The organism is Albidovulum sediminicola, from assembly GCF_025751575.1.
GTDB lineage: Bacteria > Pseudomonadota > Alphaproteobacteria > Rhodobacterales > Rhodobacteraceae > Albidovulum > Albidovulum sediminicola.
Window position 1 is genome coordinate 1 of the sequence record NZ_JAOWLA010000034.1, and the last position, 14,740, is coordinate 14,740.

Genomic DNA, 14,740 nt, shown 5'->3' on the forward strand with positions numbered 1-14,740 from the left:
GATACATCGACGGGTTCTACAATCCCGTCAGGCGGCATTCATCGCTCGGCTTCCAGAGCCCCATCGCCTTCGAGCGAAAAGCCCGGGAAGTGAGCTAAACGCTCTCCATAAAAGTCGGGCAAGTCCATGCTGCCTATGATCGTTCCTCGGAGGCGTGCCAAGGAAGTGGAAGCCGTAGGTGACACCGAACTCGGCTTCGTCCTCGCCGAACTCGCCTTCAGGATCCTTGAAGAGATCAATGTAGAGCGTCTTCTCGGTCCAGGCATCCGGGTTGTTAACCCGGGCGTGCTTCGCCTTCTCGGCGAAGGTGCCCCGCAGGCCGATCATCAACGAGGTCAGCCGCTGCTGGCCATCCAGCACCAGGACCACATTCCGCCCGTCGGGCGAGACTGCATCGTTCTGCCGGCCGGGACGGTAGTCCTCGAGAAAGCGGTAGATCCGAAGCTCGCGCTTGGTGTCCTGGTTCACGGCCCAGAACATGAAGCTCGAGATCGGATAGCCCTTCATCAGCGAGTCGAAGAGCGTGATGACCTGGTGCGCGGTCCAGACATAGGGACGCTGGATGGCCGGCAGGAAGTGGGTGCGGTTGACGTCGTCGATGACGGAGCCGATCGTGGCGGAGGCGTAGGACATGGGGACCGGATATCGAGAAATGTGTTAACGAAGGGTTAATTCAAGGCGCCAGTAGCGGCGTCACCGTAAGAGCCGGGCGCATTCGCCATGGCCTCCAGGGTCTCCATCACCTTCTCGTTCAGGCTCGCGAGATAGAGCAGCATCGCCTTCTGTGCCGCGATCAACTGCCCTGCCTCTGTCTCCGTCAGGTCTTCCCCTGCCGCGAGGCGTCCAAACAGATCCTCGTGATCGACATCAAGCAGGTAGAAGCTCGAGCTGCCATCGGCACGGCAAACGACGACTGCGTCACCGGGCTTTGGCATCCCTTCGTCGGTCCGAGGGTTCACAGCTGCATGGGGGAGTTTTCCGAGAGTGCCCACGCTCAACCTATCTTGTTGTGGATTCTTCAAAATTCGCGCAGCCGCGCGCAACTAGAACAACTGTTCGTGGAGCCGTGTCAATCCCTGCGGGATGGCTATCCGCATGGACCGGAGCAACGACAGACTGGTGGCGGCCTTCGCAGCCGTGCTGCGCGAACGGCGCGAGGCGGCGGGGATGACCCAGGAGGATCTTGCCGAGCGCGCGGATGTCTCGGCCCGCTTCATCTCCTTCCTGGAGACCGGCAGGCGGCAGCCGTCCCTCAGCGCGCTGTCGGCGATCAGCAGCGGTCTCGGCGTCAGCATGACAACGATCGTGGCGGACCTCGAAGAGCGCCTCGTGAGCGACCGGCCGGAGCACACGGGGTCGCAATAGATCCCCCTGTGATGGACGTCTCACCAGGGCGCCGGAGAGAGTCGCTGAGCGCCCTCGCCTCCTGGCCGCACCCACCCTAGCCGACAGCCGTGACATGCGACTCCTAGGCTCTCCTGGGGAGTCCAGGACCCATTGTGCTCCAGCGTCCCGCCAGGGCCGGCAGGTGGTTGCCGTCTAAACCCACACAGAACCGGAACGAGTTTGAAGCCGTGGCCCACTTGGAACCTTTGTGGACACCGGGCACCCACAGGTGCCGGAGAATGTAAGCTTCTCCGGCCAATCCAAAAAAGCCGGTCCCGCGAGCGAAGCGAGCGGGGCAAGGCCCGAAGGGCCGCGCAGGCGAGGCCCCGCAGGGGCCGAGGTAGTTCCCCGTCGTGTCACGTGGCTTTTTCACGACTAATATTAGAATTACTTTTGTTTGTTATTTCATACATCTAACAATTACCATACGTGAGACAATGCCACGTGACACCCCATTCTTCGTCACGTGGCATTTCCCGGTGGCCGTATTTGCACACCTTCAGCCGACGGGTCCTTCTCCATCCGGGTCTCCTGGAGCCGTCCGCTAACAGAAAACAGGCTGTTCGACATGGCGCGACAACAACGTCCGGCCGCTTTCTACTGCTCGTTCAAGCCCTTCACCGACGTCGCGCACTATGGTAGCGCAGGCCCTCGACGCGCGACGCAGGCACTCCGCGCGGCTAGCAGGAGCATCAACCTATGGACGAACCGGAAGCCGATCAGAACGCAGATAAGAACCTGCTCGCTCGGCGGCTCGATCGCGCAAAAGAGTGGATGAAGAAAAAGAAGCTCGAGAACCAGCGTCAGGGGTTCACGGCACAGGCCTTCGACGCGGTCGACGATTACAGGAAGGGCACCGGACGGAAGGCGTATAACGCCGCACGCAGAGAAGAATATCGAACCGAGGTAGAAGCCCAAGGCCGCCAAGTCCGCCCCTACACCAAGAGTTCCAGCGACGAAGAGAGGAAGCGCAAGAGGGCCGAGGCCGAGGCAAAGAGAAGGGCGAAGATTAAGGCTCAGGCCACCGACGAGGAACTCCAGCTGGCACGGGAGAACGCCAAGGAGCGCCAGCGCAAGTCCAGGACCTCACGAAGGGCACTCGAGGACGAGAAGCAGGAGCTTGAAGCGATCGTCGAAGGACTGCTGGCTGACTTGGATCTCGGCGCCAGCGAGATCGCCGAAGAGTAGTCCAGTCCCTGTGCTCCATCGGCAAGGTGCTGACCGGCAAACGGGCATTCTCCCTCATTCTCTCGTCCAGGCCCTTTCTCCTTGCCGCCTGGAGAGGAAGCCAGAACGCCAGGATGTCGGTGGCGCCAGAAGGCATCCCCATGACAGACTCTGCATTCTTCTAGGACTTCAGCTTCTGGTGAGAGTTCTCTTGCCTCCTATCGCGTGATATCGATCCATTCTGCTTCTCGACCATGGGACGCCCCGCCGGTCTGTCTGCGGACGTCGAGCCATTCCTCTCTGCGCCGATTTTCGGTGCTGGATCTGGCACTCCGGCTCTAGTTTTCATCCGGGTGCGCGCGAACACCGTCGGCGCACGCCCATCCACGCAAGCTCTTGATCGCCCTTCCCATCTCCGGCACTGCTGAGCAGACGATACCCAAGGAGGCAAGATGTCCCGACAGCACGCGAACCCTGTCTTGTTCACTCTCGGGGCGAGCGCTGGGGTCCTCCTTCGGTCCATCGAACGCACCCTGAAGTCGGACATTTAGAGTTGGTGCGCCGCATGCAGAGGTGCTGCCCATTATGGATAACGCTAAGTCAACTATGTTTCTATCGTGGACAAGCAGCCCTTCAATCGCTCCCGGGTGGCGTTGTAAGGAACCGAAATGAGCGAGACCAACTTCCAGCGAAATCTCAGGCTTCTAACCAACTATTCGATCTCGATCGCGGAAGTCTGCCGCCGGCTGCAGATCAACCGTCAGCAGTTTCACCGCTACCTGAGTGGCAGCGCTCGCCCTTCCCCTCGAAAGATGCTGAAGATCTGCGATCATTTCGGCGTCGAGGAATCCGAGCTCCTGATGGACCACGCCCAGTTTCGCGAGATCATCGCGATCCGGCGCCACAGCGGCGCCGCGCTCGACCCGCTGGGCGAGTTCATCGTGGGCCTGAGCAAGGTCAATCCGCGCTCCACCCGGCAACTGGAAAGCTATCTGGGCTTCTATTACAGCTACTTCCGACCGGTCGAATTTCCCGACATGGTGCTCCGTTCGCTGGTCAGCGTCTTCACGCGGGCTGGCTTCGTCTATGTCAAAACGGTCGAGAACTACTCCGCGGTCAAGCGACGGTCGCGCCGGATCCTGAAACATACTGGCGTCATGTATCACACGGGCGAACGTCTCATCGTCCATGAACGTGAAGCGATCGTCGGGCAGATGATGTGGACAACTATTCTGCTCCCGTCCCGCCCTGACCAGGTCTCGGTCATGCCGGGCCTGACGCTTGGTGTCAGCTCTGGCACAAAGCGTGACGTGGCCTGTTACCGGGTCATCTGGGAAGCACTGGGCGATTCAGTAGATATCCGGGCTGCGCTGGCAGGCGCGGGGCTTTATGACTTGAACAGCCCCGTGATCCCGCGCGATATTCGCGCGGCGATCAACAATGACATCACCCCCACCGAGGGAGCCTTCGTGGCGCGCGACTGGATCAACGAGACGGCGTGAACGGCAGCGGGAACGGTCCGCGCAGGGCTTCGGCTTCCGCAAGGGCCGACAGCAGCAGTTCGTCTTCACCGAACCTGGAAAAGATCAGTGCGCCGACCGGCAAGCGTTCCTTGGTCAACGAGATGGGCAGTGTCGCCACAGGGCAGCCAGTCAGATTTCCCAACATATTGAACGGGGCGTAGCTGGGCCAATCCGCCGTGACATCCCGCCCGTCAATACACGAAGGAGGGGTCCGCAGCGGGTAGGCGGGGCAACTGGTCGCAGGCACGATCAAAAGATCGTAATCCGCCATGAATTCGGTGAAGACTTGAGAGAGCCGGCGCCAGGCGAACTTTGCTGTCTCGACCGAACTTGGATCTGCGTCGCGCCCCTGTTCGATTATCGCACGCGTTTCGGGCATCAGCAGATGGGCGGCCTCGTCCATCAAATGGCCGCGTGCGCGGTATTCCTCGACCGCGCCCAGGAGATCCAGCAGTGGGCCAGGATCACACAGATCCGGCGCGGCGCGGCGCACCACGTGTCCCCCATCGGCAAACAGGCGCGCCAGCGTTTCCGCCGCCGTGGACAAGACCGGATCGACGGGCAAATCAGCAATCGTGGGGCTCCAGGCGATACGCAGAGGGCGACGGATCGGATCGATCTTCGAAAAGCTCCGTGCATCGGGGTCGCGCGGATCAACACCAGCAGCAACAGCGAACATGAGCGCCAGGTCACGAGCATTTCTTGCCATCGGGCCGACATCGGAGAACGGTCGCCAGTCCTCTGGCCCAGGCCAGAGCGGTATGCGGCGATGGCTCGGTTTGATTCCGACAACCCCGCAGAATGCCGCGGGAACCGTGATTGACCCCGCTGTGTCGCTGCCAGTGGCAATTGGCACCATACCCGCCGCCAAGGCCGCGGCGGAACCGCCCGACGAGCCGCCCGGCGTGCGACCAGGATCCCAAGGGTTCAGCGTATCGGGGCCGAGCCCGTTGCGGGTCTCACCCAGCAGGGTGAACTCTGGTGTGTTGCTTTTGCCGACCACGATCGCGCCAGCCGAACGCAGCCGCGAAACGTGGACAGAGTCCTTTTCGGCGACGCGGTCCGCAAAGACCCTGGAGCCACAGACAAACGGCAGACCGGCAACCGGCTCTGCGTCCTTTACCGCCAGCGGCAGGCCGAATAGCGGCGGCAGCGCCTCACCCGACGCAAGACGCGCCTGCGCCGCCTCGGCCTCGACGAGCGCCCGTTCCGGGCAGATCGAGGCGAAGGCATTCATCGCGTCGTCATCCTGTTCAATCGCGCCAAGGCTGTCGCGGACAAGTTCGGGGATGGAAATCTCGCGCTTTGCGATCATCTCTCGCAGCCGGTGCGCGGGTAGCGCGGCCAGCCGGGATGCGTTGGGCATGATCTTGTCGGGGTTCATCGGTCCCACCTGCCCGCCAGCTTAGACCTGCCCCAGTCGCCTACGCAGTCGCGCGGCACCGTGGGTGATCAGGCGGTCGGCGGTGATCGAAAGGAACGAAATGCCCAGGCCGGCAATCAGCCCCTCGCCAACCTTAGCTTTGCTTACTGCAACCAGCGTCTCCTGCTCCAGGCCGCGGGTTCCGACCAGCGCCGTAATCACCAGCATTCCGAACGCCATCAGGACCGTCTGGGAGAGGCCGAGCATGATCTCCGGCAGCGCGTAGGGTATTTGCACATGCAGCAGCCTCTGGAGCCGGGTGCAGCCCGCCATGTCGGCTGCCTCGATAAGTGATCCAGGCACCCGGGCGATACCATCCATCGGATAACGAATTGCAGGCGGCAACGCGAAGGCGACGATCGCCACCATTGCAGGGAAGTCGCCAAGACCGAACAGCATGACGACTGGGATCAGATAGACGAAGGTCGGCAGCGTCTGCAAAGTGTCGATGACAAGCGCCGTGAGCCCCCCCAGCCGTGCGTTCTGGGCTGCGACGACGCCAATTGGAAACCCGATCAGAGTCGCTATGAGCACCGAGATCGTCACGAGATAGAGCGAGGTCATCGCCATGTCCCAGTATCCGGTGATCGCGATGAAGGTCAGGATCGCAGTCAAGCCCAGCGCCAGCCCGACGCCTCGAATAAGGCAGGACAACAGCGCGACGAAAAGGACGACTCCCAGCCAGGGAAGCGCGACAAGCGCCGCTTTGAGCGGCCGGAACAGGTGGCGCACGAAGCCATCGCTGATCGCCCCGATCGAATCTGCGAAGGTCACGTTTACCCACCCGAAGAAACCGTCCAGAAGCCGGCCGCTGTTCCAGGTCAGCGCCTCTGGAAACGCACCCGAAGCTGGGGCGGCCTGCACCATGAGCCATCCCCAGAGCATCAGGGCGACCGAGCCAAGAAGGACCGGATGCCCTTTCCACCCCGTCGTTGCCCTTCCGTGCGAGGGTCTGCGTGACGCGACGGCGCGCGAAAGGCGGTCAAGGAGGATCGCCATCAACGTGATCCCGAGCCCCGCTTCAAGCGCGCGACCAAGCTGCATGGACTTCAATCCTTGGAGCACCACGTTGCCCAGCCCACCCGCGCCGATCACCGATGCGATGATCACGGCCGAAAGTGACAGCATCACCAATTGGTTAAAGCCCGTCAGCAGCCCCTGGCGTGCCGCTGGCAGCAACACCAGCAAGAGCCGCTGGCGCGGCGAACAGCCCGCCATGCTGGCCAATTCGCTGATGGAGGGCGGCAATCGCCGAAGAGCCAGCGTGGTGTTGCGGGCCATGGGCGGCATGGCGTAGATCACTGTCGCGATCAGGGCTGCCACCGGGCCGAAGCCAAAAAACAGCAGGATCGGCACGAGGTAAGAAAAGACCGGCAGCGTCTGCATGACGTCGTAGACGGGGTTCAGAAAACTGTCGAGGCGCGGCCAGCGATGGGCGGCGGCACCCAGAACGACGCCCACAATCGCGCCCACCATCACAGCGATAGCGACCGAGGCCAGGGTGAGCATCGCCTCATCCCACAGATCAAGCACAAGGAAGTAGAAACAGACCAACACGACCATACCGGCCGCCCGGCGTCCTGCTGCCCATTGACCAAAGAGTGCCAGCGCCGCCGTCAACGCCCACCAGGGCAGCGCCGCCAGACGCACTTCTCCGCCGGGAACGGGAACCTCCACCCCCTTTACCAAGACGCCTTGCAGCACAGACAGCGGCACCTCGATGATAGCGGCCAGCCCGCGGGTGATCTCCTTCACTTCGAAGGGTCCGATTTCGGCCCGCCGCGACAGCCAGGCAAGAAAGCGGTTGATCGGTTCGGCCGGCTCAAGCAGCCATTCCGAGGGAAGCCGAACCACCCAATCGGGCAACGCTTCGCGCAGGGCTGGAACGATGCTCGTGACCGCGATCAGTCCAAGCCCCAAAAGCATGATCAGGCGCGGCCGGATCATCAGGACAGCACGCTGTGGTGATTTCCAGAACACTGCTGCGACCATTACCTGGCACCATGAGCGAAAATCGTGTTGATCACGCGTTCCCGGTCGATCGCGCCGATGATCGCGCCCTTTGCATCTACGACGGGCACAGGCCGGTCGGAGGTGAGCACCCGCGATGCAACGTCGGCGATCAACGCCGACGCGAGGACTGGAGAGCCGCTTGCCAGTTCGGTGGCAGGCCCGGCCAACGATCCTGTCCGCATGACCCGATGGCGCGGGATCTTGCGGGTGAATTCGGCGACATATTCATCCGCGGGTTTCAGGATCAACTGCTCGGGCGTGTCGACCTGAACGATGCGGCCATCCTGCATGATTGCAATGCGGTCGGCGATGCGGATCGCCTCCTCGAAATCGTGGGTGATGAAGACGATTGTCTTGTGAAGCGTCGCCTGTAGCCGAAGGAATTCGTCCTGCATCTCGTGTCGGATCAGGGGATCGAGCGCCGAGAAGGGCTCATCCAGGAACCAGACCTCCGGATCAGTGGTCAGGCTTCGCGCGATGCCAACCCGCTGCTGTTGCCCGCCCGAAAGTTCGTGCGGAAACCGGTCTTCGCGCCCCTTGAGCGCGACGAGATCCGTCAATTCGCGTGCTCTCGCCAATCGTTCTTCACGACCTATCCCCTGCACGCGCAACGGAAAGGCGATATTGTCGAGCACCGTAAGGTGCGGCAGAAGCGCAAAGTCCTGGAAGACCATGCTGATCTTGTGCCGCCGGATCTCAATGAGCCGCTTGGGATCAATGCCCCGGAGGTTGTCCTCGCCAAAGAAAAGATCGCCCCGTGTTGCCTCGATCAACCCGGTCATGCACCGGACCAGCGTTGACTTGCCCGAACCCGACAACCCCATGATTACGAAGATTTCGCCCTTGCGGATGTCCAGCGTGGCGTCGCGCACCGCCGGCACCAGCCCGTGACCACCGAGGTAGTCATCATCGAGAGCGTCCGCCCGCAGCCCGGCCGCCGCTTCCGCACCCGGACCATAGAGCTTCCAGATTTTGCGGCAGCGGATGATGCTGGAATTATCGAACATGGCGGCGGCGAAGTCCTCTTGCCTGATTGCCGGCCCCACACTCTTCGCGCGGCCGAGCGTCTAGATGACGATCCGAGCGCCAAACGACGAAGGTCAAGCGCTCGGATACGATCCCTTCCAAGTGGCGGTTACTTAAGCCAGCCCCGCCAGACAGCTTCATTCGCGTCGACCCAGTCGTCGGCCATCTGGTCGTAGGATACGCCCTCGACGTCGATCCGCTCCATCCCCTCGGCGACCGTCTTGGCGTCGAGCGTGAAGAGATAGAAAATCCGCGCGGCCGCAGGAGCTTCGATCGAGATGTCGCGATTCATGAGTTTCCAGAGGAAGCCCGATGGCGTTGCGCAGTCGTGCGTCTTGTCGGCGACCGGCCCCCAGGCGGGATCGGTGAAACAGGCGGGTTCATAAGCGGGGAAGGCAACGTAATCTCCGTCGGCCTTGTCGAAGAACCAGTGTGGGCTGTAGCCCCATCCCATGATGGGTTGATTGCGGTCGTATGCGCCCTTGAGTGTCGCGATCAACGCACCGGAACTGCCCGAGGTAAGCGGCTCGATCTGGAACCCGAACGCGTCGATCGTCTCGTCGGCATAGGTGATCCAGTCCGCCGGGGCGGCGACGAACTGCGCCTTGGGCTCGGTCTCGGCCGTGGCGAGAGCCTTGATACAGGCCTCCTCCAGCAGCGCCTTGTAGTTCGGCAAGCCCGGGCAACTCGCCTCCAGCGACTTTGGATACCACCAGCCTTCGCGCACAACGATCCCTGACGATCCGACGTTGATGACGTCGCCTGTGGCCACCGCTTCCTGGCACGCGTCCCAGGTCGTGTCCCAGCACAGGAAGGTGTGCAGATCTCCCTGCTGCAGCCCCGTCAGACCAGCCGTGTAGTCCGCCGCCACGAACTCCACCTCGAAGCCGGCCTGGCGCAGGACATGGCCCAGAATGTAGGTCGGAACGTCGGTTTCCGAGGAGTTGATAACCGTCAGCTTGATCGTCGCTTCCGTTCCGGCCGCAAAGCCAAGGCTAGGCGCAACCGCCATAGCGGCAGCCAGGAATATCTTGACGTTCTTTCTATGGTGCAGCGTCTGCATTTTCTCTCCCCGCTGTTTTCCCGGTTTGCGCACCCTCGGTGCTGGTCGTTGTCATCGGAAGGATACGGCAATCCCCACAATAAGGGAGAGGGTCTGAAGTAGCTATATGTCGCTCAAAAAGCGACATTAATATACAGACTACCTACTCTCGACAGCTCCGTCGTCGACGTCGGGTGGGAAGCCAGAACGCCAGGATGTCGGTGGCGCCAGAGCGCATCCCCATCATGGATGTTCGGATCATCTAGGACTTCGACTTCAAGCGGGAACTGTCCGTCTCGGACTACTGAGCATCTTAAGTCCGGCTCCTCGACCATGGGACGCTCCGCCGGTCTGTATGCGGACGTCGAGCCATTCCTCATGGAAATTACCATAAGGTCTACCAGCGGCGAGCAGGGCGCTGTCCCGGCTCCTGCGCCAAGGACGTTGCGCGCTCAGCTAGGCTATCGCCACAAGCACCAATAACACGCCTACGGGTATGACCAACTGGTCCTGATGTCAGTCATTCCACCCAACATTCGCGTTCGACGATGACGGCGGCGATGACATCGACGTGGTGCTGACCCGCTTCTGGATCAGCATACAGTTCAGCGATTGCGCTGCTTGCTCTCTCGAGTTTCATCCACTCGATCTCCGAAACATCGCAGACCGACCATCGATCCCGCATGAAAGCGGCGAACCGGACACACACGACAGGCGAGAGCGGCTCAGCACGCTGAAGGTTCAGGTAGCGATTCTAGAGCTAACTACTCGACGATCTCGGCAATCTGCAGCAGGCCCATGGGCGGGTAGATCCCGATTGATCCTGCAACCGACATGTTGATCGTCACGGCGAAGTCAGTCATGCGCAGGACCGGCAGTTCACCTGGGGAAGCGTGATCGAACAGGATCTTCGCCGCCTGTTCCCCGGCAAGCCGTCCGACGTCGTAGTAGCGAGCGGCGACCGAGATCAGGGCTGCGCCGTCACGCACCATGTCCTCGTAGGGACTAAGGACCGGCAGAGCCTCGGCCACCGCAGCTTCACCGAGTGCAACCGCGTTCGCCTGCAGAAACGAGGAACTGCCGACATAGACGAACTCTACACCGGCATCCTTCAGTGCCGCCATCTTCGGCCGGATGTCGGCGGGCGAGGGTTTGCCATCCTCATCGAGCGCGATTTCGAGCGCGGTGAATTCCAACCCTTGCGCCATCGCCAGCGTGGCTACCTCATCGCGTTTAATGACCGAGTTCTGCTCGTCAGTGTTGAATAGCAGCCCCAAGTGACGGACGGACGGCAGGAAGCTGCGCATCGTCTGAAGAGTGACCGTCTCCGGCATCCGGTTGTATGTTCCGGTGATGTTCGGCCGTCCGGTTTGCTCTAATGATCGAACGATGCCCGAGCCTACCGGGTCTGCCACGATCGTGAAGACCTGTGGAATGTCGACGTTCAGCCCAGCAGTGCCCTGGTCCTCGAGCGTGCCTCCGATGCCGATGCTCACGGTCGTTCCCCAGGTCAGGATCAGGTCGCTTCCCGCGGCTCTCGCAGCGTCGAGGATCCCGGGAACCTTGGCCTTGTCCTGAGCCGCGTCGAGGATTGTGAACTCTATCTGGTGCCCGCTTTCGTTCAGATAGTCCTGAAATCCCTGGCAGGCCTCCTCGCAGCCGCGCCATGTTACGATGGCCACCTTTGCTGCGCCCTCCTCGGCGAAGGCGCACGTTAGGGCGCCAAGCCAAAGGACGGCAGCCGCCGCACCAAGCTTCCGTGACTTCATGGCTACGGTCTCTCCTCTGATCTGCTTTCAATCGCTACGGATGCAATGAAGATGAGCAGGCCTCCGATGACAAGCGCGCAGAGTCCGTTGAGAAGGCTATCGCGGTCGCCGTTTCCGTTGATGGAAGCCGCCGCGAGCAGGCCGACCAAGGTGACGGACCGTTCGACAACGCGATAGATAGTGAGCCGATGCGGACTGCCATGGGCGCACTCCGCGGCGAATTCGAGCGCTGGCCCCCGAAGCAGCGCAAAACCCGCGCCGACCCCGGCAACCATCGCCATCGTCAGCCAGAATGTCCCCAAACCGAATGCCACGAGCGCGGAAGCTGCGATGACGGCGCCGACGGCCATGGTTGATACGGGCCCCAGCCATGACACCGCCAGTTTGGCTGCGACCGGACCCAAGACCAGCTGGAAAAGGTAAAACAACATAATGACGCGAGCAGTCTCGGCCGGAGAGGCACCAAGCTCGGCGAGCCGGAGCGGAGCCAGATACCAGATGCAGACTGCCGTGACCAGGTTCAGCGGCACGACGATACCGAAAAGGAACGCGTAGAATGTGACATGGAGAGTTGTCCCCGTGGAGATGGCGCTCGCCGACTCTCGGACCGGGGCATCGCTTGTCGCGCCCAGCCCCCGGTAACCCAGTATCCCCGCCACGATCGACAGCCCCGCCCCCAGAAGCATTGCGGCCCCATAGCCGTAGCGGTCGGAAAGGATGCCACCGATGGCCGCACCACAAAAGGTGCCACCGAAGATCATGGCCATGATCACTGCTGAGACCCGGGTGCCCTCGCTGCCGCCGCGCAACGCAAGTGCGAAGTCCTGACAGGCGATGGTGGCGAATGCATAGCAGATCGCGATCGCGCCGCGACCTAGAACGACCCCCGCGATGCTGTCCGTCACGGCCATCCCCGCAAGTGCGAGCGCCGCTGGCATCGAGGCGGCCGCGAACACCTGTCCTGCTCCGAACCGCCGCACAAGCCGGCTCGCGAAGGGTGACAGAACCGCCAGGGCTGCAAGGTAAAGCGCCGAAGGCGCAGCGGCAGCAAGGCCGGGCTCAAGCCAGTCCGGCCGCGTAGCGTCGCGTGCATAGATCGGCAGAAAGGATGCCGTGACCTCGGTCGCGGTAACGAAGGTGAACAGGGCAAGGCGCATGTCGGTGAGAACCGGCACGACCATCCGCACCGGCTGCGTCCTGGTGCCAGCAAGGTCGCGTGCGTGGCCGTTCAGCCGCCGTGCCACGAGACGGAGCGTCGGCAGGCCGCCTGGCGCGATCGTGTGCACGAACCTGCCCTGCGCTTGTTCACGGGCAAGCGCAATGATTGAGCGCAAGGGCAACAAGATCATGTTTGATCCGACCACGAGCGTCACCTCAACTCCGATCAGAATCACCGCCAGCGCCAGCACCGCCGCGTCGAGCAGCACCGAACGCAGCCGCGTTTCGACAAACAGAGCGCTGCTGACAAGATGGATCTGGCCCACCACCTCGTTCCCCACGAGGACAGGCATGCGCTGTTCCGAACCTGTGATCCCGAGCCGCCTGCCGATCTCAAGGCGATCGAGCAGGGCGGGAGGTTCGTCGCGGGTAAGGTCCGCCACGACCTCGCCCTTGCTGGTCTCCACGGTGATCCGCCTAATCTCGGCGAACTCATCAATTATCTCGCCGAGATAGGTGTCCACCCCCCCGACCATTTGGATCGGTATCCCGGTCGACAGGGTTTGCTGCAGGTTGTCGCGCACGACATTGCCGATCAGGCGGGTGCGCTGCTGGAGTTCCGGAGCGATGGCACGGTCCAGGAAGACGAGCGTTACGAAACTGAACAGGAACACCCAAAGGACGACGACCGACGTGAGTATCGCCGTCATCCTTGCGCGGACGCGGAGCATGTCCAGATTGTCGACCCTGCTCGCCATCAGAAGCGATGACCCATGGTCGAAGCGTTCTTAGAGGCCACACGGTAGCTCGCATAGGCGTTGTTGAGGGCGCGGCGAAGCTCGCCGCCTTCCCCCGGTTCCATCACCACACCTCGCCAGGTGTCGCGCTCGAAAAGCTCGACATCGCGTTCTATGCCTTCAAAATCGGCGATCTCGCGTGCGAAGGCCCGGCGCAAGGCAATACCGATGAGCGTCGCGCCGACGCCCAGGAAGGCCGCAGCGGCCGTCGCAAGTTCGGCCCCCATGGCCCAAGTCCGGTTTACGCTTGGGCTCGCGTCAAGGGATATGACCATCGCCGCCTGCGCTTTGCCATCCGAAAAGGCGATCGGGTTGAAGGAAATGAAGCGGTTCCCGCCGAACAGATTCACCGGCCCGGTCTGCCAGCCCGCTGGCAACGCCGGCAGGTCCGCACCCGCTTCTTCGTTCCCGACCTGGTGCAGCATACGGCCCTGGGGATCGAGAATATGGATCGAGGTGATCGCGTCGTCCGTCTGCCTGGCGCGTTCGAGGAGCGCCCCTGCGTTGCGGACCGACAACAGGGGAATGCCGATGCCAGCGGCTGCATTGAACGGTTCGGCTGTGTTCACGGCCAGCACCGCCACCCGCTCCGCAAGAAGCGTCCGCTGGATGTTCTGGAACTGAAGAAGGGTGAGCCCCACGAAGATCAGCATGGCGAACGCGAGCGTCGCCGATGCGGCCCACCAAAGTCGCCAGAACATCGCCATCAAGCTTCTCCCAGCCATCTCGTAAGGTCTCGCAGCGACTATCGCTCATGGCAATTGAAGTTGCTAGCCGCTGAAGATCGCTAAGAGACCGGCGAGCAGTTGCTGGTCACCTGAGGAGTGCGCTTGTCTGTAGTAGTCATCGCTTGGGGGCGCTAGCTGGGTCCGGGGCGAGTCCCTCGACATAGACACCTACAACAGTAGTCCCCGCCTAGACCACTGTAGGAAAGAAGCAGAAGGACGGCTAGCGGGAGGTGTTCCTTGCCCGGTCTCCAAGGATGTCTGCTCGCTCTACGATCACAATTCGAGTCACTGGGGCATCTACCGCCGTTCCTAGTTCGAATTCAGTTGTGATCAAGCCACCCAACTTGCGCGCTCGTCGATTAACGCGTGGATGTCCTCGACCTATCGCTGATCCACCTTTCTTTCGGCACCAAGTTCAGCGATGGCGCTTCTTGCTTTTTCGAGCGTCATCCACTTGATCTTGGGGCATCGGGGGCCGACCATCGATCCCGCACGAAGGCTACGAACTGCGCGCATCGGAATTTAGAGTGCTGATGTTGATTGGACCAAGCGAGGCAGCCAATCGACCGAGCTGAGAAGAAATGACCTGCCACTGGTCTTTCATCCAGCCACGACCGGAGCCCGGTGGTTATTTACGCCTATTGGCGCGGGTTGAGCAATCGCCCGTCGCGCGGAGCTTTCATCTCGCGCAGCGGGACGGGCGATTGC

11 protein-coding genes and 1 pseudogene are annotated in these 14,740 nt (G+C 61.9%); 3 read left to right on the forward strand and 9 right to left on the reverse strand.

The features are described 5' to 3' along the window. Nucleotides 1-213: 213 nt before the first annotated feature. Both OE647_RS19500 and OE647_RS19505 read right to left on the reverse strand, forming a co-directional pair. Nucleotides 214-633 (reverse strand): annotated as a pseudogene (locus OE647_RS19500) (DUF262 domain-containing protein); the annotation flags it as partial. Nucleotides 634-668: 35 nt separating this feature from the next. Continuing rightward, nucleotides 669-935 (reverse strand): hypothetical protein, encoded by a 267-nt coding sequence (locus tag OE647_RS19505; protein ID WP_263723449.1) that lies wholly within the window; start codon nucleotides 933-935, stop codon nucleotides 669-671. Between the two features lie 160 nt (nucleotides 936-1,095). On the opposite strand from OE647_RS19505, the gene OE647_RS19510 reads away from it, so the two are divergent. From OE647_RS19510 to OE647_RS19520, 3 genes are all read left to right on the forward strand, one after another. After that, nucleotides 1,096-1,365 carry a helix-turn-helix domain-containing protein gene (locus OE647_RS19510; protein WP_263723450.1) on the forward strand — a complete coding sequence of 90 codons (270 nt, stop codon included), beginning with the start codon at nucleotides 1,096-1,098 and terminating at the stop codon, nucleotides 1,363-1,365. 720 nt (nucleotides 1,366-2,085) lie between these two features. Then, nucleotides 2,086-2,574 carry a hypothetical protein gene (locus OE647_RS19515; protein WP_263723451.1) on the forward strand — a complete coding sequence of 163 codons (489 nt, stop codon included), beginning with the start codon at nucleotides 2,086-2,088 and terminating at the stop codon, nucleotides 2,572-2,574. Nucleotides 2,575-3,221: 647 nt separating this feature from the next. Next, entirely contained in the window at nucleotides 3,222-4,055 is an 834-nt protein-coding gene (locus OE647_RS19520) for a helix-turn-helix domain-containing protein (RefSeq protein ID WP_263723452.1), read from the forward strand. Here the strand turns inward: OE647_RS19520 and OE647_RS19525 are convergent. The 7 genes from OE647_RS19525 to OE647_RS19555 all read right to left on the reverse strand — a co-directional run bounded on the left by OE647_RS19525 (nucleotide 4,039) and on the right by OE647_RS19555 (nucleotide 14,011). Continuing rightward, a complete protein-coding gene (locus OE647_RS19525; RefSeq protein ID WP_263723453.1) occupies nucleotides 4,039-5,460 on the reverse strand; it encodes an amidase in 1,422 nt (473 codons plus the stop codon). The genes OE647_RS19520 and OE647_RS19525 overlap by 17 nt on opposite strands. A gap of 21 nt (nucleotides 5,461-5,481) precedes the next feature. After that, nucleotides 5,482-7,491, reverse strand: a complete 2,010-nt coding sequence (locus tag OE647_RS19530) for an ABC transporter permease (protein ID WP_263723454.1) — start codon at nucleotides 7,489-7,491, stop codon at nucleotides 5,482-5,484. Beyond that, on the reverse strand, nucleotides 7,491-8,519 hold the full coding sequence (locus OE647_RS19535) for a quaternary amine ABC transporter ATP-binding protein (protein ID WP_263723455.1): 1,029 nt from the start codon (nucleotides 8,517-8,519) through the stop codon (nucleotides 7,491-7,493). Before OE647_RS19535 ends, OE647_RS19530 begins: the two co-directional genes overlap by 1 nt. A 128-nt stretch (nucleotides 8,520-8,647) precedes the next feature. After that, entirely contained in the window at nucleotides 8,648-9,601 is a 954-nt protein-coding gene (locus tag OE647_RS19540) for a glycine betaine ABC transporter substrate-binding protein (protein ID WP_263723456.1), read from the reverse strand. A gap of 743 nt (nucleotides 9,602-10,344) precedes the next feature. Then, complete coding sequence (locus OE647_RS19545; RefSeq protein ID WP_263723457.1) at nucleotides 10,345-11,349, reverse strand: ABC transporter substrate-binding protein; 1,005 nt, start codon at nucleotides 11,347-11,349, stop codon at nucleotides 10,345-10,347. 2 nt (nucleotides 11,350-11,351) lie between these two features. Next, nucleotides 11,352-13,265 carry an MFS transporter gene (locus OE647_RS19550; RefSeq protein ID WP_263723458.1) on the reverse strand — a complete coding sequence of 638 codons (1,914 nt, stop codon included), beginning with the start codon at nucleotides 13,263-13,265 and terminating at the stop codon, nucleotides 11,352-11,354. Then, nucleotides 13,265-14,011 carry a hypothetical protein gene (locus tag OE647_RS19555; RefSeq protein WP_263723459.1) on the reverse strand — a complete coding sequence of 249 codons (747 nt, stop codon included), beginning with the start codon at nucleotides 14,009-14,011 and terminating at the stop codon, nucleotides 13,265-13,267. Before OE647_RS19555 ends, OE647_RS19550 begins: the two co-directional genes overlap by 1 nt. Nucleotides 14,012-14,740: the final 729 nt, after the last annotated feature.

Coding starts and splice junctions, on each gene's coding strand:
- OE647_RS19505 (WP_263723449.1), bottom strand. CDS start 935: ATGCCAAAGCCCGGTGACGCAGTCGTCGTTTGCCGTGCCGATGGCAGC.
- OE647_RS19510 (WP_263723450.1), top strand. CDS start 1,096: ATGGACCGGAGCAACGACAGACTGGTGGCGGCCTTCGCAGCCGTGCTG.
- OE647_RS19515 (WP_263723451.1), top strand. CDS start 2,086: ATGGACGAACCGGAAGCCGATCAGAACGCAGATAAGAACCTGCTCGCT.
- OE647_RS19520 (WP_263723452.1), top strand. CDS start 3,222: ATGAGCGAGACCAACTTCCAGCGAAATCTCAGGCTTCTAACCAACTAT.
- OE647_RS19525 (WP_263723453.1), bottom strand. CDS start 5,460: ATGAACCCCGACAAGATCATGCCCAACGCATCCCGGCTGGCCGCGCTA.
- OE647_RS19530 (WP_263723454.1), bottom strand. CDS start 7,491: ATGGTCGCAGCAGTGTTCTGGAAATCACCACAGCGTGCTGTCCTGATG.
- OE647_RS19535 (WP_263723455.1), bottom strand. CDS start 8,519: ATGTTCGATAATTCCAGCATCATCCGCTGCCGCAAAATCTGGAAGCTC.
- OE647_RS19540 (WP_263723456.1), bottom strand. CDS start 9,601: ATGCAGACGCTGCACCATAGAAAGAACGTCAAGATATTCCTGGCTGCC.
- OE647_RS19545 (WP_263723457.1), bottom strand. CDS start 11,349: ATGAAGTCACGGAAGCTTGGTGCGGCGGCTGCCGTCCTTTGGCTTGGC.
- OE647_RS19550 (WP_263723458.1), bottom strand. CDS start 13,265: ATGGCGAGCAGGGTCGACAATCTGGACATGCTCCGCGTCCGCGCAAGG.
- OE647_RS19555 (WP_263723459.1), bottom strand. CDS start 14,011: ATGGCGATGTTCTGGCGACTTTGGTGGGCCGCATCGGCGACGCTCGCG.